The organism is Mesorhizobium ventifaucium, from assembly GCF_935822925.1.
Taxonomy (GTDB): domain Bacteria; phylum Pseudomonadota; class Alphaproteobacteria; order Rhizobiales; family Rhizobiaceae; genus Mesorhizobium; species Mesorhizobium ventifaucium.
The window spans coordinates 570546-591573 of record NZ_CAKXZS010000011.1 but is presented as its reverse complement, the minus strand read 5'-3'; the positions used below and the strand labels follow the sequence as shown (position 1 = coordinate 591573).

The window sequence follows — 21028 nt, the reverse complement described above, 5'->3', positions numbered from 1 at the left end:
CACCCATCTCTCGGGAAGGGCATAGCAATTTCAGCAAATTGCGCATGACGCCCGCTTGGCTGAAATCGGTTGGAGGAATTCAGGTCGCCGTCTTTGCGGCGTGTTGCGTAGCGTTCTCGGCGACCTCCAATCATTCCCCGCGCCTGGCATCGCCGGCACATTGGCGAAACTGTTTGCTCGCATTGGGCGAATGACGGATTTGATTTGCTTGGTGATCCCCTATCCTTAGGGCAAACTGCCCGCTGGGGCTCCAGGAGGCGAAATGAGAGCACGCGCAGCAACGATTGGAGATCTGGAAAATGTTTTCCGTGATCTGTCCAAGCGGATATCGGACGAGTACGTCGCGGCCGGCAAGGACAGCAAGATCGCCTACGACAATCTGATGATGAACTTGAAAGAAGGCCGTGCTCATGCGCTCGTGCAGGGTGAAAAAACCGTAGCGCTTATCGCCTGGCACGAGAATAGCGACGCTGCTGATACGCTGTTCGCCGCGCAGGAAGATTTCTTCAGCGCCGCGACCGTTCGCTTCTGCAAGCGGCACATTCGCCACATCCAGGCGCTCGCCGGCAACCTCCCCATTCACTCGCGCAGTTGGCTCCATAGACCGGACGTCGCAAAATGGTTCCGGGTAATCGGCTATATCGAGCGGGGCCAGGAGAATGGCGCCAAACTGTTCGAGCTGCCGCCGGCTCCCGCAGCCTAAGAAATCCAGGCGTGCTGCGAAACGCTGCCACAACGGGCCCCGCTTTTGCTCCAATGCTCTAGCCAAAAAAAGGCCCGCCGCTCCATTTGCGAAGCGGCGAGCCCATTTTCTGGAACAACTTCCGGGCCGTTGCCCGGCATTGCTTACGATGCAATTCAGGTGCCAGACCGTTTTGACCGATAATGGGACACCGCACAGGGAAAGCGCGAACCATCTTCCGCGATCACACCACTGCCAAATCTCGCCATGCCTGTTATGTTTGCTTGCGGCGGACCTGATTTCCGCCTGGCCGGCGCCCATCAGGCAACCTACCCCAACGCCCCCCCCCAAAGTGGCGCCGGCCACTCTTCACTGCCGACCCAATCTTCGCCGCCGACCCAATCTTCGCCACTGGCCGAATCTTCGCCACTGGCCGAATCTTCGCCACTGGCAAGTCACGCGCGGTCAGGCCGAAACCAGGGGCAGCGGTTCGTATCCGCCTCCAGAGCCGCGGACTTTTCAGGTCAAAACGCCCCGACTGGCGATTCCAGTGCGACAGATCGCCTGGAACGGCCGCGCGATCCGACCTGAAGCGCGTCGCGTTTGACCAGGCGACGCGCTTCAGGTTGTTGTTTTTTTGCATGTCGTTATCGCAAAACCGCTGCACACTTTTGCGCGACATGCATTAAATCCAAAAAGACGGTAGCAAGCCGCGGCCAGAAAGTGTTGAAGACCGTGCCGATCGCATTGAACGTGTCGCGATCCGGTTGCGCTCGGGAAGGCTTGATGATTTGTTGCCGCTTCAAGGAGAATGAATGATGCGCGAGCCTGTCGGTCAAGACGAATATGGGTCGGCCAACCCCTTCGACCCGGACGACCTGACGACGTTGAACGTGATGGGTCCGGCTGTGGGCAGCAACGATTTCGAGAAATACGCGGTCGCCGTGATCATCGTTTTCGGCGCTCTCATCATTGGTGGCTTGATGGCCGCAACCTTGGCCCTGGGGCACCGCAACGGCTTCCTGTACGCGCTTGGCGGCGCCACCGCGGCTTGGATATCGGGAAATGCGCTCCTGCTCGATCGGCCGCGTATCTATGCCTTGTTCGTCGGCATCGCGGCGGTGATGCTGATTGCGTCGACTATAACGCTGGTGATCTGACGGTCTGCCGATATTCAGGTGATGCTTAATATCCGATCGCCTCGCCGGATGCGGCGCGGCTGTCGATGGCGCCATTGTAGCGGGCGCCGCCGCCCTTTTCGATCTCGGTCAGGCTCTTGCCGCCGACCAGGATGCCGGCCGCCTGGCCCCAGGTCGCATCGGTGACATCGAGGCGGTAGCCCAAGCCGGCAAGCAGTTTTTCGGTATCGGGCGACAGGCCGAACGGTTCGATATAGACCGTGTCGGGGAGCCATTGGTGATGGATGCGCGGCGCGTCGATCGCCTCCTGGATGTTCATGCCGTGATCGACGACATTGACGATCGCTTCAAGCGTGATGGTGATGATGCGCGAGCCGCCGGGGCTGCCGATGACCATGAACGGCTTGCCGTCTTTGGCGACGATGGTCGGACTCATCGACGACAGCGGCGTCTTCCTCGGCTCGATCGCATTCGCCTCGCCCTGGACGAGGCCGTAGAGATTGGGCACGCCCGGTTTCTGGGTGAAATCGTCCATCTCGTTGTTGAGCAGGATGCCGGTGCCGTCGGCGACGACGGCGGCGCCGAACGAACCGTTCAACGTATAGGTCACCGCGACGGCGTTGCCGTCATTGTCGACGATCGAATAATGCGTCGTCTCCTGGCTCTCGCCAAAACCCTTCGGCATCAGATCCTGCGACACGCCGGCCCGGAACGGATCGATTTTTTCGCGGATTTCTTTCGCATAGTTCTTGTCGAGCAGCTTTTCGACCGGATTGTCGACGAAGTCGGGATCGCCGAGCGCCGAATTGCGGTCGACATAGGCATGGCGCATCGCCTCGACCATGATCCGGACGGTTTCAGCAGAACCCGCACCGAGATAGGACAGCGGGTAACCTTCCAGCACGTTGAGGATCTCGCAAATGATGACGCCGCCCGAACTCGGCGGCGGCGATGAGGTGATTTCATAGCCCCGGTAGTTGCAGGTCACCGGTTTTAGCTCGCGGACCGCGTAGGTCTCGAAGTCCGCCTTGGCCAGAATGCCGCCCTTCTCCCCGCTCGCCTTGACGATGCCGTCGGCGATCGGTCCTTTGTAGAAGGCATCGCGACCTCGTTCCGAAATCGCCGAGAGCGAGGCGGCGAGATCGGCCTGGACAAGGCGCTCGCCGACGGCATAGGGCTTGCCGTCAGGCTTCAGGAAGATGGCGGCCGCGGCCGGGTTCCTGGCCAGCCGCTCGGCGCCGCCTTCGAGCGAAGCGACGTCGCCCTGCTCCAGCACGAACCCGTCCTTGGCATAGCGGATGGCCGGCGCCATCAAGTCCTGCCGCGTCAGTGTGCCGTATTTTTCCCTCGCCGTCTCGAAGCCGGCCACCGAGCCCGGCACCCCGACAGCGAGATAGCCGTCGAGGCTGGCGCCTTTCACCGGCTTGCCATCCTTGTCGAGATACATGGTTTTCGTCGAGGCGAGCGGCGCGCGCTCGCGGAAATCGAGGAACGTCGAGCGGCCGTCCTTGAAGCGGATGGTCATGAAGCCGCCACCGCCGATATTGCCGGCGTTCGGATAGACCACAGCCAGCGCGTAACCGACGGCGACCGCGGCGTCGACGGCGTTGCCGCCCTTCTTCAGCACCTCGACGCCGACTTCAGACGACAGATGCTGGGCGGTCACCACCATGCCATGCTCGCCCTTCGCCGGCTGCGGCGAGGCGGCCAATGCGCCGGCCAGCGGCGCAAAGGTCAAGGTGAGGGAAAGACTGAGTGCGATTAGGGTGCGGCGGTGCATGGCCGTTTCCTCCGAGGCGTGGGATGCGCCTAGAAGAAACTGTTGGAGGGGGCGAGTCCATGGCAATAGAACGGAAAGGGATTGGTGCAGCCATCACCGGCCGCTTCGCAAGCCGCCGTTGCGATCTTCGGCTGATGCAACGGCATGGATCCTAGGGTCCATGCCGTGACCGCTCAGCGTCGCCGCGTTGACAGCAAGCCCTATGCTTCACGCTTCAGCCGTTTGTTCTTGCTTTGTGCCGGCAGTTATGCTATTGATTTACTTATGGTGCTGATGCGCCGCGACCCGCCGTGGCGGGTTTTTCGTTTCAGGCCGGCATCAAACAATCCCGCCGCCGCCACCAGCAACTGCCGGCCGTTCCGCCGCGACCTTGGTCCGGTAGCCGGCGGCGCGATAGGTGGCGACCGGATCGATGGCGCCGCCCGTGTTCAGCCGCGCCATGGCGAGGATCGGCTCGACATCGGTGCGATAGGCGGCTTTCAGTGTCTGCGTCGCCATCAGCGCGTCATTTGTATCCTGGAAGCCTTCCAGTGTCTGGCGATCGACCAGCAGCGCCTGCGCATAGGCGCGCTGCACCTCGACCGCCGACAACATCAGGCTTTCGATCGGGTCGGTGACATTGTGGCTCTGGTCGAGCATGTGAGCCGGATCGAAACCTTCGGCACCGGCAAGCTCGGCATCGACCAGTTCGTTGAAGACGAGGAACAGCCGGTAGGGATCGATCGAGCCGGCGTCGAGATCGTCGTCGCCATATTTCGAATCGTTGAAATGGAAGCCGCCGAGCTTCTTGAATTGGATCAGCCGCGACACGATCATCTCGATGTTGACGTTGGGCGCGTGATGGCCGAGGTCGACCAGGCAGAAGGCCTTGTCGCCGAGCTCCTTGGCGATGATGTAGTTGGTGCCCCAGTCCTGCACGACCGTCGAATAGAAAGCCGGCTCGTACATCTTGTGCTCGGTGAACAGTTTCCAGTCGTCAGGCAGTCCGGCGTAGATCTCCTTCATCGCGTCGAGATAGCGCTCGAACGCCTTGGCGAAATTGACCTGGCCGGGGAAATTCGAGCCGTCGCCGATCCATACCGTCAGTGCCTTGGAGCCGAGCGTCTTGCCGATCTCGATACATTCGAGATTGTGCTCGACGGCCTGCCGGCGGGTGCCGGCGTCGGCATGCGACAGCGAGCCGAACTTGTAGGACAGTTTTTGATCGCTGGCGTCGGAGAAGGTGTTGGAGTTCATGGCGTCGAAGCCGAGGCCGAAGCGCGATGCCGCCTGTTTCAGATGGTTCGGGTCGGCCTTGTCCCACGGAATGTGCAGCGAGACGGTGGGTGTGGCCTGCGTCAATTGCCGGATGACGGCGCAATCCTCGATCTTGTCGAAAATATCGCGTGGCTCGCCGGCGCCGGGGAAGCGGGCAAAGCGGGTGCCGCCGGTGCCGACGCCCCAGGACGGGATCGCCACGGCGAATTTTTCGACCTTGTCGCGGATGGCGTCGATGGCGATGCTGCGGCGGTCGAGGCGTTCGCCGAGCGCATCGTAATCGCGCTTGAGCTCGGCCGCGCGCGCGGCGTTGTCCTTGTCGACGATGTCGGCGGAGATGATGGTTTCGGACACTGCGTTTCCTCCCAATGCGTTCGGTTGGCGCTGCCCCTCATCCGCCTGCCGGCACCTTCTCCCCGTATAGAGACGGGGAGAAGGGAAGCGCTCCGGCATTGGCGACCCCCTCTCCCCGTTCCTTGCGGGGAGAGGGTAAGGGTGAGGGGCAGCGCCGCCTTCAAACTATTATCGCGTAAAACTCTGGGCGTTGCCGGCGTCGACATTGACGATGTTGCCGGTCGACTTGGCCGACATGTCGGAGGCGAAGAAATAGATCGCCTCGGCGATGTCTTCGGGGAATACCGAGCGCTTCAGCATCGAGCGTGCGCGGTAGTGCTCCTCGAGGTCGTCAGTCGACATCTTGTAGGCGGCGGCGCGCTGTTCCTTCCACTCGCCGGTCCAGATCTTCGAGCCGCGCAGCACAGCGTCGGGATTGACGACATTGACCCTGATCTGCGCTTCCGCGCCTTCCAGCGCCAGGCAGCGCGCCAGATGAATTTCGGCGGCCTTGGCGGTGCAATAGGCGGCGGCATTGGGGGAGGCGGCAAGCCCGTTCTTGGAGGCGACGAAGACGACATTGCCGCCGATCTTTTGCGTGCGGAACAGCCGGAATGCTTCGCGCGAAGCGAGGAAATAGCCGGTCGACAAGATGTCCATGTTCTTGTTCCATAGCGCCAGTGTCGTCTCCTCGATCGGCGACGAGGTTGCCAGCCCGGCATTTGACACCAGAACATCAATGCCGCCGAACTCGACCGCCGTTTCGGCGAAACCGGAGATCACCTGGTCCTCTGACGTGACGTCGATCACCACCGGCCGCACGAAATCCTTGCCATAGGCCTTGGCCAACTCGTCATTGGCGCTGGCAAGGGCTGTCTCGTCGATATCGGCCAGCACGACGCAGGCGCCCTCGCGCAGCAACCGGTTGGCCGTCGCCCGGCCGATGCCGCCGGCGCCGCCGGTGACCAGCGCGATCTGGCCGGCAAGCGATTTCGGCTTTGGCAGGCGCTGCAGCTTTGCCTCCTCGAGCAGCCAGTATTCGATGTCGAACGCTTCCTGCTCGGGCAGGCCGACATAGGTCGACACTGTCGAGGCGCCGCGCATGACATTGATGGCATTGACGTAGAATTCGCCCGAAATGCGCGCCGTCGCCTTGTCGCCGGCGAAGGTGAACATGCCGACGCCGGGCATCAGATAGACCACGGCGTTCGGATCACGCACCGGCGGCGAATCCGCATGCTTGCACCTGTCATAATAGGCCTGGTAGCCAACGCGATACTCGGCCAAATCGTCGGCGAGGCGGGTGATGACGGCGTCGACATCGGGATTTTTGGGATCGAATTCGATGACCAGCGGCCGAATCTTGGTGCGCAGGAAATGATCCGGGCAGGAGGTGCCGAGCGCCGCGAGCGGGCGCAAATCCTTCGAATTAACGAATTCAAGCACTGCGGGCGAATCGTCGAAATGGCCGAGCTTGTGGCTTTTCTCCGAGATCAGGCCGCGGATCCTCGGCATCAGTCTTGCCGCAATGGCGCGACGCGCCGGTGCGTCGAGCGATTTTACAACTTCGCCGCCGAAAATCGGCTTGCCTTCAGACTTGCGCTCGAACCAGTCGATCGCCTGGTTGATCACCGAGATCGTCGTCTCGTAGCATTCCCGAGGGCTGTCGCCCCAGGTGAACAGGCCATGGCTCGCCAGCACCACGCCCTTGGCCTCAGGGTTTTCGGAGCAGAATTTTTCCAGCCACAGGCCGAGCTCGAAGCCCGGGCGCTTCCATGGCAGCCAGCCGATCGCGTCGCCGAAGATCTCCCTGGTCAGGGCCTGCGAATCCTTGGCGGCGGCAATCGCGATGATGGCGTCGGGATGCATGTGGTCGACATGCGGCTTCGGCACGAAGGCGTGCAGCGGCGTGTCGATCGAGGCCGCGCGTGGGTTAAGATTGAAGGTGCAATGCGGCAGATAGGCGACCATCTCGTCCTCATGCTCGAGGCCGCGATAGAGACCCTTCAGCGCGCGCAACTTGTCCATGTAGAGGGTGGCGAAACCGTCTGTTTTAATCGAGGCGCTGTCGCCGCCCGAGCCCTTGACCCACAGCACTTCCACGCTCTCGCCGGTGAGCGGATCCTTTTGCCAGATCTTGGAAGAGGTGTTGCCGCCGCCATAGTTGGTGACGCGCTTGTCGGAGCCGAGAACATTCGAGCGATAGACGAGACGTTCCGGATCGCTCATCCCCAGGGCTTTAGCCTCATCCCAAAGGTTGGCGAGGCGCGTGCCGGATCGCTTGTCGAGCATAGGTAATCCTCCCGTGACGTGAGACGCGCAAAACGGCGCGGTCAATTGCGACCGCATAGCGGGTCAGCTTCGGTCGAATGTCCACGGAAGCGGCGGCATTGTCAATCATAAACGATCAAGATTGATCATATTGCACTGCACAACGGAATGATATGATCGGAAATGATTGACACTGCGCGTTTTGAGTGCCTAGATGTGCTGGCAGGGGAGGAACCATGCACGAAAAAGAGCGCCACAGGATCATTTTGTCGGCCGTCCAGGAAAAGCCTGTGGTGACGGTGCAGGAGATGGTCGACCTGACGGACTCGTCCGAGGCGACGATCCGGCGCGACATCGCCGCATTGCATGTGCAAAAGCGCCTGCGCCGCGTGCGTGGCGGCGCCGAGGCGATCACCCCGCCGCAATTCATCGGCCTTGCCGGGCGGCCTTTTTCCGTCAACGAGACGATCAACGCTGCGCAGAAGCGGGCGATCGCGCGGGACGCCGTGGAACTGTGCAAGGACGGCGAGCCGATCATCATCAATGGCGGCACCACCACCTTCCAGATGGTGCATTTCCTGACCGGCCGCCGCATGCCGATCTTCACCAACTCCTTCCCGATCGCCGAGCATCTGCTCAAGCACTCCAAGAACACGGTGATGCTGTCGGGCGGCACCATCTACCGCGAGCAGAACATCATCCTGTCGCCGTTCGACAATGACGTGACGCGCAATTTCTATGCGCGCCGCATGTTCATGGGCGCGCAAGGGCTCGGGCCGCTCGGCCTGATGGAAGGCGATCCGCTGCTGATCCAGGCCGAGCAGAAACTGATCGATCAGGCCGACGAGCTGGTGGTGCTGGTCGATTCGTCGAAGTTCCGCAAACGCTCGAGCCTGATCCTGTGCGGCCTGTCGCGCATCGCCACGGTCATCACCGACGACGGCATCGAGGATCGCGAGGCCAAGATGTTGGAGGCCGCCGGTGTGACGCTGGTCGTCGCCCGCACAACGGCAGTCAATAGGGAAGAATCTTCGCTGCAGGCCTGAGGGTTCGCAGCGGCGATGGAATGCAACGCTCAAGGGAGGATATTCGATGAGCTTTCTGAAGAAATTGATGGTTACGGCGGTGTTCTCCGCCGCCATGTTCGTGAATGCCGCCTATGCCGAGAACGTCAAGATCGCGCTGGTGGTGAAGTCGCTCGGCAACGGCTTCTTCGATGCCGCCAACAAGGGCGCAGAAGAGGCCGCCAAGGAACTCGGCGACGTCGACATCATCTACACCGGCCCGACCAAGGCGACCGCCGAAGCGCAGATCGAGGTGATCAATTCGCTGATCGCCCAAAAAGTCGACGCCATCGCCATTTCGGCCAATGACGCCGACGCGCTGGTTCCGGCGCTGAAGAAGGCGATGGATCGCGGCATCACCGTCATCTCGTGGGATTCCGGCGTCGCTCCGGAAGGCCGCCAGCTCCACCTCAACCCCTCGGACACCAACCTGATCGGCGAGACCATCATCAAGCTTGCCGCCGACTATCTGCCGGAAGGCGGCGATGTCGCCATACTGTCGGCATCGTCGACCGCGACCAACCAGAATGCCTGGATCGAAGCGGCCAAGAAGGTGCTGCCGGAGAAATTCCCCAAGATCAATCTCGTCGCCACCGTCTATGGCGACGACGATTCGGCCAAGAGCACGGACGAGGCCAAGGGCCTGCTAAAATCCTATCCGAACCTCAAGGCGATCATCGCACCGACCACGGTCGGCGTCGTCGCCGCCGCGCAGGTGGTGACCGACCAAGGCCTGATCGGCAAGGTCAACGTCACCGGTCTGGCGCTGCCGTCGGAGTTCAAAAAGTTCATCGACAACGGCGCCAGCCAGGCGGTTGCCCTGTGGAACCCGATCGATCTCGGCTACTCGGCCGTCTACCTCGCTCATGATCTGGCGGTGAAGAAGGAAGAAGCCAAGCCGGGTGCGACGCTGTCGATCGGCCGTGTCGGCAAGGTCACGCTCGACGACACCAATTCGGCGGCGATGGCTCCGCCCTTCAAGTTCGACAAGTCGAACATCGAAGAGTTCTCCAAGATCTATTGATCCTGGAGCGCTTCAAGCCGGCGCGGCGGGGCTCAGGTTCCCGCCGCGTCCTCAAACGGACCTGCTTCAGGGCTTGATACGACCATGGACACGACAGCCCAACTCGACCCGACCACCGAGCAGCCTTTGGCTGCCGCTCCGCGCCTGACCCTGGCCGGCATCTCGAAGAGTTTTCCCGGCGTGCGCGCGCTGCACGATGTCAGCCTGTCGCTGTACCCCGGCCAGGTAACCGCGCTGATCGGCGAGAACGGCGCCGGCAAGTCGACGCTGGTCAAGATCATGACAGGCATCTACCAGCCTGACACAGGGACCATCAGTATCGATGGCCAGGCTGTCACCTTGCCCAGCGCGCATGCCGCCTTCGGGCACGGCATCACCGCCATCCATCAGGAAACCGTGCTGTTCGACGACCTGACGGTGGCCGAAAACATCTTTCTCGGCCATGCGCCGCGATCGCGCTTCGGCACCATTGACTGGCGCACCATGCGCAAGAATGCCCGTGAAGTCCTTGATACGATGGGCGCCGGCCACATCGACGCCGATGCGCGGCTGAGGGACCTCGGCATCGCCAACAAGCACCTCGTCGCCGTCGCCCGCGCCATGTCGATCGATGCCCAGATCGTCATCATGGACGAGCCGACCGCAGCGCTGTCGCTGAAGGAGATCGAGGAGCTGTTTTTGCTGGTCGAGTTTCTGAAGAGCGAAGGCAAGGCGATCCTGTTCATCAGCCACAAGTTCGACGAGATCTACCGCATCGCCGACCGCTATACGGTGTTCCGCGACGGCGAGATGGTCGGCGAAGGCCTGATCAGGGATGCCGGCCAGAGCCAGATCGTGCGCATGATGGTCGGCCGTGCCGTCGATCACATCTTTCCGCAGCGCAAGGCCGAGATCGGCGCGCCGGTGCTTGCCGTCTCGGGCCTGTCGCACCCGACCGAGTTCGACGACATCGGCTTCGAGCTGCACAGAGGCGAGATCCTCGGCTTCTACGGCCTTGTCGGCGCCGGGCGCAGCGAGGTGATGCAGGCGATATCAGGCATCACCCGCACCAGCAGCGGCACCATCACGCTGGAAGGCAAGTCGATCATGCCGAAATCGGCGGCGGATTCGATCGACGCCGGCATCGTCTATGTGCCGGAAGAACGCGGCAAGCAAGGCGTGGTGATCGGCCTGCCGATCTTCCAGAATATCTCGCTGCCCTCGCTCAAGCGCACGTCCAAATCAGGTGTGTTGCAACTGGCGGAAGAGTTCGCGCTGGCCCGTGCCTACACCGAGCGGCTCGACCTGCGCGCCGCCTCGCTCAGCCAGGATGTCGGCACGCTGTCGGGCGGTAACCAGCAGAAGATCGTCATCGCCAAATGGCTGGCGACGGCGCCCAAGGTGATCATCCTCGATGAGCCGACCAAAGGCATCGACATCGGCTCGAAAGCCGCCGTGCACGGCTTCATGGCTGAGCTCGTCGCTCAAGGCCTGTCGGTGATCATGGTGTCGTCCGAACTGCCCGAGATCCTCGGCATGTCCGACCGCGTCGTGGTCATGCGCGAGGGCCGCATCGCCTCGATCTATGACAATAAGGGGCTCGACGCCGAAACGCTGGTCAAGACGGCAGCAGGGATCGCGGCATGAAGGCTTTTCTGAAATATCGCGAAGTCTGGCTGCTCGCGGCAATCGTCGTGCTGATCGGGCTGATCTCGATGCGCTTTCCGGGCTTTGCCGCCTTCGGCAATCTGCGCCAGGTGTTCAACGACACCTCGATCCTGATGATCCTGGCGCTGGGTCAGATGGTGGTGATCCTGACCCGCTCGATCGACCTGTCGATGGCGTCGAGCCTGTGCTTCACCGGCATGGTGGTGGCGATGCTGAACGCAGCGCATCCGGCAATCCCGATCCCACTGCTGATCGTCATCGCCCTTCTGGTCGGCCTGGTGCTCGGCGCCATCAATGGCGTGCTGGTATGGCGGCTGAACATTCCCTCGATCGTGGTGACGCTCGGCACGCTCACCATCTATCGCGGCGCCACCTTCGTCATTTCAGGCGGCGCCTGGGTCAATGCCGACCAGATGAGCCCTGATTTCATCGGCCTGCAGCGCGCGGCTTTCCTCGGCATTCCGGTGCTGTCGTGGATCGCCATACTGGTCATCGCCTTGTTCTTCCTGTTGATGACGCGCACCGCGCTCGGCCGCTCGATCTATGCCATCGGCGTTAATCCGACCGCATCGGTCTACGCCGGCATCGATGTCGGCCGCACCAAGTTCATCGTCTTCTGCATCTCGGGGATGGCCGCTGGTCTGTGCGGCTATCTCTGGATCTCGCGCTATGTCATCGCCTCGGTCGAGGTCGCCAATGGCTACGAGCTCAACATCATCGCCGCCTGCGTCATCGGCGGCATCTCGATCGCCGGCGGCATCGGCTCGGTCGGCGGCGCGGTGCTCGGTGCGCTGTTCCTCGGCATCATCTCCAATGCGTTGCCGGTCATCAACATCTCGCCGTTCTGGCAGATGGCGATTTCGGGCAGCGCCATCATCCTGGCCGTGGTGCTCAACGCGCGCGGCGAACGCCGGCAAGGTCGTATCATCCTCAAGAAGGCGGAAGCGGGATGACCGACACCCCAGCCCCGCGCCACATTCCCGACCGGCTCGACACGCCGCTCAACTCGGCGATCTACTCATGGGAGGCGCTGCTGGTCGCGGTGGCGGTCGCGATCTTTGCCGTCAACAGCTTCGCCTCGCCCTATTTCCTCGACGCGTGGTCGCTGTCGGACCTGACCTTCAACTTCACCGAAAAGGCGCTGATCGCGCTTGCCATGGCGCTGCTGATCATTTCCGGCGAGATCGACCTGTCGGTCGCCGCCATCATCGCGCTGGCCTCAACGATGATGGGCATGGCGGTGCAGGCCGGCGCCGGCACACCGGTGCTGGTGGCGATCGGCATCCTGGTCGGGCTCGGCTGCGGCGCCTTCAACGGGCTGCTCGTCACCAGGCTCGGCCTGCCGTCGATCGTCGTCACCATCGGCACGATGAGCCTGTTTCGCGGCATCGCCTTCATCGTCCTCGGCGATCAGGCCTACAAAGGCCATCCCTCTAGCTTCGCCTTCTTCGGCCAGGGCTATGTCTGGTGGGTGGTGTCGTTCGAGCTGACGCTGTTCCTCGTCGCGGCGGTCATCTACTGGTTCCTTCTGCACCGGACGAGCTTCGGCCGCCGCGTCTTCGCCATCGGCAACAACCCGGTCGCGGCGCAGTTTTCCGGCGTGCGCGTCGGCCGCATCAAATTCATCCTGTTCTGCCTGACCGGACTGATGGCGGGCATCGCCTCGGTGCTGATCACCTCGCGGCTCGGCTCGACCCGGCCATCGATCGCGCAAGGCTACGAATTGGAAGTCATCACCATGGTGGTGCTTGGCGGCGTCAGCATCCTCGGCGGCGCCGGCAGCATTGTGGGCGTGGTGCTCGCCGCCTTCATCATGGGGCTGGTGACTTTTGGCTTGGGGCTGCTCAACGTGCCCGGCATCGTTATGTCGATCTTCATCGGCCTGCTGCTGATCATCGTCATCGCGCTGCCCATCGTCTGGCGGCGGGTGCGGCGGGAGCGTTTTACCTGATGGCCGAAAAATACGCGTTCAAGATGAAGCTCAATCCGGGGATGAAGGCCGAATACAAAAGGCGCCACGACGAGATCTGGCCGTCGCTGGTGGCGCTGCTCAGACAGGCCGGCGTTTCCGATTATTCGATCCATCTCGACGAAGAGACAAACATACTGTTGGGCGTGCTGTGGCGGCGCGACGACCATGGCATGGACGAATTGCCGAAGCACAAGCTGATGCAGCGCTGGAGGGCCGAGATGGCCATATGATGGAGACCAGGCCTGATAACGAGCCGGTGGCGGTGCCGCTGGAAACCATGTTCCATATGGAATGACCCGCCACGTCGCCGTCATCGATATTGGCAAGACCAACGCCAAGGTGGCGCTGGTCGACCTCGCCGATGTGGGCGAAGTTGCGCTGCGCCGCATGGCGAATGCGCCTGTTCTTGACGGTCGCTACCCGCACCACGATGTCGAGCTCCTGTGGTCGTTCATCCTCGACAGCCTCGCCGAGATCAATCGCGAACAGCGCATCGGAGCGATATCGATCACCACCCATGGCGCGACGGGCGTGCTGGTTGACGCTGCCGGCGAACTGGCGCTGCCGGTGCTCGACTATGAATTTGCCGGGCCCGACGCCCTTGCCGAGGACTATGACACGATCCGTCCGGCCTTCGCCGAGACGGGCACGCCGCGCCTGCCGGTCGGCCTCAATCTCGGCGCGCAGCTGTTCTGGCAGCAGAAGCGCTTCCCGGCGGATTTCGCCAAGGCCGCCGTGATGCTGATGTACCCGCAATACTGGGCCTTGCGCCTGACCGGCGTCGCCGCCAACGAAGCGACCTCGCTTGGCTGCCACACCGATCTGTGGAAACCGTGGAAGGCGGATTTTTCGTCGCTGGTCGACAAGATGCAATGGCGCCATCTGATGGCGCCGGTGCGGCGGGCGAAGGATCGCCTCGGCCCGATCCTGCCCGCGCTTGCGATACGGACCGGGCTCGATCCGCAAACGCCGGTATTTTGCGGGCTGCATGATTCAAATGCCTCGCTGCTGCCGCATCTCCTCTCCGAAACGCCGCCCTTCTCGGTCGTCTCGACCGGCACCTGGGTGGTGTCGATGGCGGTTGGCGGCAACAAGGTCACACTCGACCCGGCCCGCGACACGCTGGTCAACGTCAATGCACTCGGCAATCCCGTGCCATCGGCACGCTTCATGGGCGGCCGTGAGTTTTCGCTGCTGACGGAAGGCCAATCGGAAGACTGGACCGAAGAGGATATCGCCACAGTGCTTGCGCGGAAGACGTCGCTGCTGCCTTCGACCCAACAGGGCTCGGGGCCGTTCCCGCATCACAGCGCCGCGTGGCTAAACGCCGACGGGATCAGCAACGGCCAGAGCTTTGCCGCCATCTCTTTCTACCTGGCGCTGATGACCGCGACCTGCCTCGATCTGATCGGCGCCGGCGGCCCGACAATTGTCGAGGGCCCATTCGCCCGCAACCGGCTTTTTGTCAGCATGCTGGCAGCGGCGACAGTGCGCCCCGTCATTGCGTCGGAGGCCGCAACCGGCACCAGCATCGGCGCCGCCTTGCTGACGTCGGACCAAGGAACGGTCCAGGGGAAGGGCGAAAAGATCAAACCGGCGGCCGACCCAGCCTGGGCGGATTATGCACGTTCATGGCGCGCGGCGGTCGATACGCGTAGCTGACATTTTTGAGCATGATCTTTTCCGAAAACCGGTCGCTGACGCGGTCCTTCGTTCGGGATCATGCTTAGAGAATCCGCTTGCCAAACGCCGACATGACGAAGTTGACCGTTTCCGCCGCCAATCGCAGTTCCAAACCTGACGTCAGGCCGGAAACGTCCATCGACAACAGCCCGCCGGACAGCGCGATTGCCTCCATCGCCTGATGCGTTTCGCGCATCGTGATGCCGCCGGAGCCCGCCGCCCAGCCGGCGAATTCGGTCACATCAGGCGAATAGCTGACATGGAAGCCTTGCGTGCCGGATGTGGCGATGCGGATCGCCTCGTGCATCACGTCGCGCATGCCCATGGCGTCGATGTCGGTCATGGTGAACGCGCAGACGCGCGAATCCTTCAGCACCCGCGCCTCGGCCGGATCGGCATGGCGCAAACCGACAATGACGACATTTTCCGGCGACAGTTGTGGCTGCAGCGCACCGGGCTTGTGGTCGAGACCCAGCGTCCGCGCCAGCACCGAACGTTCCGGCAGGTCGATGCCGTCTTCGTCCTCGGGCATCAGGGCCGCGATGGAGTCGATCCAGATCAAACCGAAGGAGTGCGTCGCCCGCGCGGTCACCGTCAGCGCCTTGTGGGCGATGCGCCGGTCGCTGCCGGCGCTGAGGCGGACCAAGCCGGACGGCGGCCGCTCGATATCGGCCAGTTCGACGACATCGAAATTCATCGCCTCCAGCCGGGCGCCGGTCGCCTCACTGGCCAGGATGCATGCCGCCGCCGGTTCGGCAGATATCGACACCATCTTGCGGCCGGAGAAATCCTCGACGTCGTGCATTGGTGCCTTTTCGACATATTCCGAGGTCATCGCCAGCAGCATGGCGCCATAGCTCATGCGGAAAGCGACACGATCGCCGACGGCGGGTGGCGGCTCGGCATCGGTCACGTCGAGAAGCAGATGGTCGCTGGAGGCGCCGAGCACCCGCACGCCCTTGGCAATCGGCGTCAAACCTTCGATCAACACATCCTCGCGGCCGATATTGGCGATGGCGCGCAACCTGTCGCCATCGTCGGCAAACACCGGCTGGTTGCCGAAAGCGTCGTAGCCGGATTGGCCGATCGGCCGCGACGGCTTCAGCTTGACCTCGATGATGTCGCTGGTCAGCCGGCAGGCATCGGGTTCGAGTTCGGCCCACGGCTTCTCGCGGAAGGTCTCGACGCCACCCTGAAGGATCGCCTCGCCGATCCGCAGATTGTTGATGCCGGCGGGCAGCCTGTCCTCGAGCAGCAGCGTCAGCGACGATGACGCGCCGCCTGAGATCCAGTCGAGCCTTGCGCCGGACAGACGCTCGGTCTTGTAGGCATGGGCGACGAGTTGCCCGAGATTTTCCTGCGTCGGCATGATGGCGCCGAAGCAGCCGAGATTGGTGCCGATGCCGGCGATGCGCACGCCCTTGAGCGCCAGTATCCGCTCGACCGTCGGGATGAGGTCGTTCGGCCAGATGCCTTCCCGGAGATCGCCGAGATCGATCATCAGCATGATGTCGTGGACGCGGCCCATGCGCTCGGCGATGCGCGATAGCTCGCGGATGGTGGCGAGCTCGGATTGCAGGCTAATGTCGACGGTGCGGACCACCTCCTCGATGCGCGCCATCGGCGGACTACGCAGCAGCATGATAGGCGTATTGATGCCGCTGTCGCGCAGCCGGCGGATGTTTTCGAACCGCGATTCGGCGATGCCGGCAACGCCGCCGCGCAGCATGGCGCGCGCCACCTGCGGCATGCCGCAAGTTCCCTTGGTGACGCCGAATACCTTGATGCCGGACAGGGCGCAGCGGTCGACGATCGTGCGCGCATTGCGCTCGATACGGCCAAGGTCGATGGCGACTTGCGGTCCGGACATTTTTTACTCAGAAATTGTGCACGGTACTAGGCGCATTTATCTTCTCCGGTATCGTAGCTGGCGAGAATTAATATCCGAATGGGTCGTGTTCATGCCGGAAACAAGGGCTCTTGTATGTGGGCACGTCTTTCGCTCAGAGAGGCCAATCACACTGGTCATTCGTCATCTCGATGGCGAGTGGCAACTAACCTGTGGCGAGCAGGACCATCCCGCAGACTGCGGAGATTTCGAAATTGTCGGCTTCAGGCATCTCACCGTCAGGCAAGATAATCTGACGCAGATTGGCGAGCTTGAACGCGGCTGGCTTGCCGAGTGGGTGCTGGGCGAATGGACCCGGTGCCGACACGACGGTTAATTCCCCCTCAATTGACATAGACCAGACCTTGCGGGTCGATCTCCGGCCTGCGGCCGGCGACCACATCGGCGAGGAATTTTCCCGAGCCGCAGGCCATGGTCCAGCCGACATGGCCGTGGCCGGTGTCGAGATAAAGATTGCTGTAGCGCGCCCGGCCGATGACCGGCACCGAGTTCGGCATCATCGGCCGCAGACCGGCCCAGAGCTCGGCCTTGTTCTCGTCGAAGGCGCCGGGGAAAAGCTCGTTGCCGGCTTTGAACATGGCGGCGAAATCGCTCGGCTTGTGGGTGCGGTCGAAGCCGGTGAACTCGGCTGTCGAAGCAAGCCGCAGCCGGTTGCCGAGCCTGGAATAACCGATGAGCTGATCCTCGTCGGCGCCGCCCATGGTCGGCCCTTTGCTCTCGTCCTCCAGCGGCACGGTCGCGGTGTAGCCCTTGACCGGATAGACCGGTAGGTCGATGCCGTAGCGGCGGCCGAGCAGACCGCTCTCCGGCCCCATCGAGATGACCACGGCGTCGCCTGTTATCGGACCAGCCGAGGTCATCACCGTGCGCACCCGATCACCTTCGATGTCGAGGCCTTCGACCGTCGTGCCGTAGAGGAATTGAACGCCGAGCTTCTCGGCGGCGTAGGCAGCCAGGTTTCGGGTGAACTGGCTGGAGTCGCCGGTCTGGTCGATCGGCGAATAGACGCCGCCGGCTATTCTGTCCCTTGCGCCGGCAAGGCCGGGCTCGAGCTCAACCAGCCGCTCGCGGCTGACGATCTCGATCGGCAGACCGTGCTCGGCGAGATAGCGGTAATTGTCGGTGCCGGCATCAAAACTGTGCTGCGAGCGGAAGAAATAGAGAATGCCCTTCTTGCGCTCGTCATAGTGAATGCCGGTGTCGGCCGAGATGGCGTTGATGCAGTCGCGCGAATAAAGCGCCAGGCGCAGCTTGATGTCGGTGTTGGCGCGCAGTCGCGCATGCGTGCATTGGCGCAGGAAGCGCAGGCTCCAGGCGAAGAAATAGGGATCGAAGCGCAGCCGCACCTTGATGCCGAGATCGTGGTTGTAGAGCGCGCGCAAAAACGTCTTCAGCGCATTGGGCGAGGCCCAGGCGGTGGCGTCGCCGGGCGACACCAGGCCGGCATTCGATTGGCTGGTGCCTCGCGCCGCCATCGGATGGCGCTCGATGACGGTCACCTCGTGGCCGTCGCTCGCCAGATAGTAGGCCGCCGCCGTGCCGACGACGCCAGCGCCAAGGACCAATATCTTCATGCCGCCCCCAAAGGATCAAATACGGCCGAAACGCCTCCACGCTTCAGCCGCGCAGCTCCTTCAATAGCGCTTCTACGCTCGATCTACGAGCCCACGGAGGAAAAACCGGGACTTCAGCTCCGCGCCGAATTCTTGCCGGTCAGGATACGCTCCCAGGCCAGCGCGTCGGCGACAATCCGGTCGAGGTCATCACGTTGTGGGGTCCAACTGAGTTCGCTGCGCGCCAGCTCCGAGTTGGCAACCACCGCAGCGGCGTCGCCCGGACGGCGCTCGCCGATCCGCACGTCGAAATCATGGCCAAAGACGCGGCGCACGCTGTCGATCACCTCGAGCACCGAATAGCCGTGGCTGTAGCCGCAATTGGCGACGAGGCTTGTCCCCCCGGCGCGCAGCCGTTCCAGCGCCAGCCGATGCGCCGCCGCCAGATCGCTGACATGGATGTAGTCGCGCATGCAGGTGCCGTCGGGCGTCGGATAGTCTGTGCCGAACACCTGCATGAAGGGACGCTTGCCGAGCGCCGTCTCGCAGGCGACCTTGATCAGATGCGTGGCGCCCGGCGTCGACTGGCCGGTGCGGCCCTTCGGATCGGCGCCGGCGACGTTGAAATAGCGCAACGCCGTATAGCGCAAGCCGTGGGCGATCGCGGCGTCACGCAGCATCCATTCGCTCATCAGCTTGGACAGGCCGTAGGGCGATTCCGGTGCAAGGCGCGCATCCTCGCGCACCGGCTCCAGCCCGGCGCCGCCATAGACGGCGGCGGTCGAGGAGAAGATAAAATTGGGCACGCCTTCGCGCACCGCGGTCTCGATCAGCGTGCGCGTCTTGCAGGTGTTGTTCTCGTAATAGCCGAGCGGGTCGGCGACCGATTCGGGAACCACGATGGAGCCGGCGAAATGGATGATCGCGTCGACATGATTGTCGCGGATGACCCCGCCGACCAGCTCCTTGTCGGCGATATCGCCGACGACGAGCTTTGCCTCCGGCGCCACCGCCCACTCAAACCCGGTCGAAAGCCGGTCGAGGACGACAACGGTCTCGCCCGCGTCCAGCAGTTCCCAGACCATATGGCTGCCGATATAGCCGGCGCCGCCTGTCACCAAAACCGTCATCCGCGTCCTCGCTGCTCAAGATTTATCGGAAACTGTCTCAACACCCGCCCTACTGGAAAGCCTGCCGCCAGGCCATTGGTCCATGCCCATCAGTGCCTGGTAACCATTCTCGTCGGTGCATGGCATCGTCCTGAAACAAAATTGATCCACATCAAGGGAATAGGCCATGATCCGTGGCCGTTAGGAACAGGCTTGGGGCGTGGCATTTTGACCAAAAAGGCCAAGTAGACGTCGAATAGGGCAATGATTATGATCCCACGCAAAAATTGGGAAGCCGAAATGAACTATCAGCGGTTCTTCGAAGACGCGATCGACCAGCTCCACGCCGAGCGTCGCTACCGCATCTTCGCCGACCTCGAGCGCATCGTGGGGAAATTCCCACGCGCCATCTGGCGTGCCAACGGCCGCGCCCAGGAAATCACCGTCTGGTGCTCCAACGACTATCTCGGCATGGGCCAGCACCCAGACGTCATCGCCGCGATGCAGAACGCCGCCGGCAAGATGGGATCCGGCGCCGGTGGCACCCGCAACATCTCCGGCACCAGCAATCCGCTGGTCGAGCTCGAACTGGAACTGGCCGACCTGCACGACAAGGAAGCCGCGCTCGTCTTTACCTCCGGCTTCGTCTCCAACGAAGCCTCGATCTCGACCATTGCACGGCTTCTGCCCAACTGCCTGATCGTCTCGGACGAGTTGAACCATGCCTCGATGATCGAGGGCGTGCGGCGTTCGGGCGCCGAGAAGAAGATCTTCCGCCACAACGACGTTGCGCATCTCGAAAGCCTGCTGCAGGCGGCGGGCCGCGAACGCGCCAAACTGATCGTCTTCGAGAGCGTCTATTCGATGGATGGCGACATCGCGCCGATCAAACAGATCGTCGAACTTGCCGAGCGCTACAACGCCATGACCTATATCGACGAGGTCCATGCCGTCGGCATGTATGGGCCGCGCGGCGGCGGCATCACCGAGCGCGAAGGGCTGGCCGACCGTATCGACATCATCGAAGGCACGCTGGCCAAGGCATTCGGCACGCTCGGCGGCTACATCACCGGCACAAGTGCGGTGATCGATGCCGTGCGCTCCTATGCGCCGGGCTTCATCTTCACCACGGCGCTGCCGCCGGCCATTGCCGCCGCGGCGACCACGTCGATCCGCCATCTCAAGCGCTCGCAGGCCGAGCGCGCCGCGCAGCAGCGCCAGGCGACGCGGACCAAGCAGGTTCTTACCGCCGCCGGCCTGCCGGTGATGGACTCCGCTACCCACATCGTGCCGCTGCTCGTCGGCGATCCCGAGCTCTGCAAGATGGCCAGCGACCGCCTGCTCGGCATCCACGGCATCTACATCCAGCCGATCAACTACCCGACCGTGCCACGCGGCACCGAACGGCTGCGCATCACGCCGACGCCGTTCCATTCGGATCATCTGATCGCGGAACTTCAGGACGCGCTGGTCGAGACCTGGGATGCTTTGGGTATCTCTTACGGTTCTGCGGGCCGGCCGGCGGTGAGGGAAAGCGACCGCGTCATTCCGCTGCTGGTGCCGAAGTCCGGCGGCTGAAGGTCGCCGCCGCGGGTGCCGTCTTGT

16 protein-coding genes and 1 pseudogene are annotated in these 21028 nt (G+C 62.8%); 11 read left to right on the top strand and 6 right to left on the bottom strand.

Features of this window, described 5'->3' with window-relative positions; translation table 11 throughout:
• From NMG70_RS10985 to NMG70_RS10975, 3 genes are all read left to right on the top strand, one after another.
• On the top strand, positions 1–194 hold a 194-nt coding region (locus tag NMG70_RS10985; protein ID WP_254024491.1), incomplete at its 5' end, for a hypothetical protein.
• 68 nt (positions 195–262) lie between these two features.
• Positions 263–703: a hypothetical protein gene (locus NMG70_RS10980; protein ID WP_254024490.1), complete on the top strand. Its 441-nt coding sequence runs from the start codon at positions 263–265 to the stop codon at positions 701–703.
• 794 nt (positions 704–1497) lie between these two features.
• Positions 1498–1842 (top strand): hypothetical protein, encoded by a 345-nt coding sequence (locus NMG70_RS10975; RefSeq protein ID WP_254024489.1) that lies wholly within the window; start codon positions 1498–1500, stop codon positions 1840–1842.
• Between the two features lie 25 nt (positions 1843–1867).
• On the opposite strand, the gene ggt is transcribed toward NMG70_RS10975, so the two are convergent.
• The 3 genes from ggt to NMG70_RS10960 form a co-directional block, all read right to left on the bottom strand.
• Positions 1868–3601 carry a gamma-glutamyltransferase gene (ggt, locus tag NMG70_RS10970; protein ID WP_254024488.1) on the bottom strand — a complete coding sequence of 578 codons (1734 nt, stop codon included), beginning with the start codon at positions 3599–3601 and terminating at the stop codon, positions 1868–1870.
• A gap of 318 nt (positions 3602–3919) precedes the next feature.
• Positions 3920–5212: an L-rhamnose catabolism isomerase gene (rhaI, locus tag NMG70_RS10965; protein ID WP_254024487.1), complete on the bottom strand. Its 1293-nt coding sequence runs from the start codon at positions 5210–5212 to the stop codon at positions 3920–3922.
• Between the two features lie 168 nt (positions 5213–5380).
• Positions 5381–7483 carry a bifunctional rhamnulose-1-phosphate aldolase/short-chain dehydrogenase gene (locus NMG70_RS10960; RefSeq protein WP_254024486.1) on the bottom strand — a complete coding sequence of 701 codons (2103 nt, stop codon included), beginning with the start codon at positions 7481–7483 and terminating at the stop codon, positions 5381–5383.
• Positions 7484–7698: 215 nt separating this feature from the next.
• On the opposite strand from NMG70_RS10960, the gene NMG70_RS10955 reads away from it, so the two are divergent.
• The 7 genes and pseudogenes from NMG70_RS10955 (at position 7699) to NMG70_RS10925 (ending at position 14831) form a co-directional block, all read left to right on the top strand.
• Positions 7699–8508 (top strand): DeoR/GlpR family DNA-binding transcription regulator, encoded by an 810-nt coding sequence (locus tag NMG70_RS10955; RefSeq protein WP_254024485.1) that lies wholly within the window; start codon positions 7699–7701, stop codon positions 8506–8508.
• A gap of 46 nt (positions 8509–8554) precedes the next feature.
• Positions 8555–9550 carry a rhamnose ABC transporter substrate-binding protein gene (gene rhaS / locus NMG70_RS10950; RefSeq protein WP_254024484.1) on the top strand — a complete coding sequence of 332 codons (996 nt, stop codon included), beginning with the start codon at positions 8555–8557 and terminating at the stop codon, positions 9548–9550.
• 84 nt (positions 9551–9634) lie between these two features.
• Complete coding sequence (locus NMG70_RS10945) at positions 9635–11176, top strand: sugar ABC transporter ATP-binding protein (RefSeq protein WP_254024483.1); 1542 nt, start codon at positions 9635–9637, stop codon at positions 11174–11176.
• On the top strand, positions 11173–12150 hold the full coding sequence (locus NMG70_RS10940; protein WP_254024482.1) for an ABC transporter permease: 978 nt from the start codon (positions 11173–11175) through the stop codon (positions 12148–12150). The genes NMG70_RS10945 and NMG70_RS10940 overlap by 4 nt, the downstream gene beginning before the upstream one ends.
• Positions 12147–13148 (top strand): ABC transporter permease, encoded by a 1002-nt coding sequence (locus NMG70_RS10935; RefSeq protein WP_254024481.1) that lies wholly within the window; start codon positions 12147–12149, stop codon positions 13146–13148. The genes NMG70_RS10940 and NMG70_RS10935 overlap by 4 nt, the downstream gene beginning before the upstream one ends.
• Positions 13148–13464, top strand: a pseudogene (locus tag NMG70_RS10930) (L-rhamnose mutarotase). The gene NMG70_RS10935 and the pseudogene NMG70_RS10930 overlap by 1 nt, the downstream one beginning before the upstream one ends.
• Entirely contained in the window at positions 13461–14831 is a 1371-nt protein-coding gene (locus NMG70_RS10925; RefSeq protein ID WP_254024480.1) for an FGGY-family carbohydrate kinase, read from the top strand. The pseudogene NMG70_RS10930 and the gene NMG70_RS10925 overlap by 4 nt, the downstream one beginning before the upstream one ends.
• A gap of 64 nt (positions 14832–14895) precedes the next feature.
• Here NMG70_RS10925 and NMG70_RS10920 read toward each other — a convergent pair whose 3' ends face one another.
• From NMG70_RS10920 to galE, 3 genes are all read right to left on the bottom strand, one after another.
• Complete coding sequence (locus tag NMG70_RS10920) at positions 14896–16722, bottom strand: alanine racemase (RefSeq protein ID WP_254024479.1); 1827 nt, start codon at positions 16720–16722, stop codon at positions 14896–14898.
• 362 nt (positions 16723–17084) lie between these two features.
• Positions 17085–18335 carry a D-amino acid dehydrogenase gene (locus NMG70_RS10915; protein ID WP_254024478.1) on the bottom strand — a complete coding sequence of 417 codons (1251 nt, stop codon included), beginning with the start codon at positions 18333–18335 and terminating at the stop codon, positions 17085–17087.
• Positions 18336–18448: 113 nt separating this feature from the next.
• A complete protein-coding gene (galE, locus tag NMG70_RS10910; protein ID WP_254024477.1) occupies positions 18449–19444 on the bottom strand; it encodes a UDP-glucose 4-epimerase GalE in 996 nt (331 codons plus the stop codon).
• A gap of 279 nt (positions 19445–19723) precedes the next feature.
• Here galE and hemA point away from each other — a divergent pair, with 279 nt between their 5' ends.
• The gene (gene hemA, locus NMG70_RS10905; RefSeq protein ID WP_254024476.1) at positions 19724–21001 is read left to right on the top strand and encodes a 5-aminolevulinate synthase; all 1278 of its coding nucleotides are present in this window, start codon (positions 19724–19726) and stop codon (positions 20999–21001) included.
• Positions 21002–21028: the final 27 nt, after the last annotated feature.

Coding starts and splice junctions, on each gene's coding strand:
- NMG70_RS10980 (WP_254024490.1), top strand. CDS start 263: ATGAGAGCACGCGCAGCAACGATTGGAGATCTGGAAAATGTTTTCCGT.
- NMG70_RS10975 (WP_254024489.1), top strand. CDS start 1,498: ATGATGCGCGAGCCTGTCGGTCAAGACGAATATGGGTCGGCCAACCCC.
- ggt (WP_254024488.1), bottom strand. CDS start 3,601: ATGCACCGCCGCACCCTAATCGCACTCAGTCTTTCCCTCACCTTGACC.
- NMG70_RS10960 (WP_254024486.1), bottom strand. CDS start 7,483: ATGCTCGACAAGCGATCCGGCACGCGCCTCGCCAACCTTTGGGATGAG.
- NMG70_RS10955 (WP_254024485.1), top strand. CDS start 7,699: ATGCACGAAAAAGAGCGCCACAGGATCATTTTGTCGGCCGTCCAGGAA.
- rhaS (WP_254024484.1), top strand. CDS start 8,555: ATGAGCTTTCTGAAGAAATTGATGGTTACGGCGGTGTTCTCCGCCGCC.
- NMG70_RS10945 (WP_254024483.1), top strand. CDS start 9,635: ATGGACACGACAGCCCAACTCGACCCGACCACCGAGCAGCCTTTGGCT.
- NMG70_RS10940 (WP_254024482.1), top strand. CDS start 11,173: ATGAAGGCTTTTCTGAAATATCGCGAAGTCTGGCTGCTCGCGGCAATC.
- NMG70_RS10935 (WP_254024481.1), top strand. CDS start 12,147: ATGACCGACACCCCAGCCCCGCGCCACATTCCCGACCGGCTCGACACG.
- NMG70_RS10925 (WP_254024480.1), top strand. CDS start 13,461: ATGACCCGCCACGTCGCCGTCATCGATATTGGCAAGACCAACGCCAAG.
- NMG70_RS10920 (WP_254024479.1), bottom strand. CDS start 16,722: ATGTCCGGACCGCAAGTCGCCATCGACCTTGGCCGTATCGAGCGCAAT.
- NMG70_RS10915 (WP_254024478.1), bottom strand. CDS start 18,335: ATGAAGATATTGGTCCTTGGCGCTGGCGTCGTCGGCACGGCGGCGGCC.
- galE (WP_254024477.1), bottom strand. CDS start 19,444: ATGACGGTTTTGGTGACAGGCGGCGCCGGCTATATCGGCAGCCATATG.
- hemA (WP_254024476.1), top strand. CDS start 19,724: ATGAACTATCAGCGGTTCTTCGAAGACGCGATCGACCAGCTCCACGCC.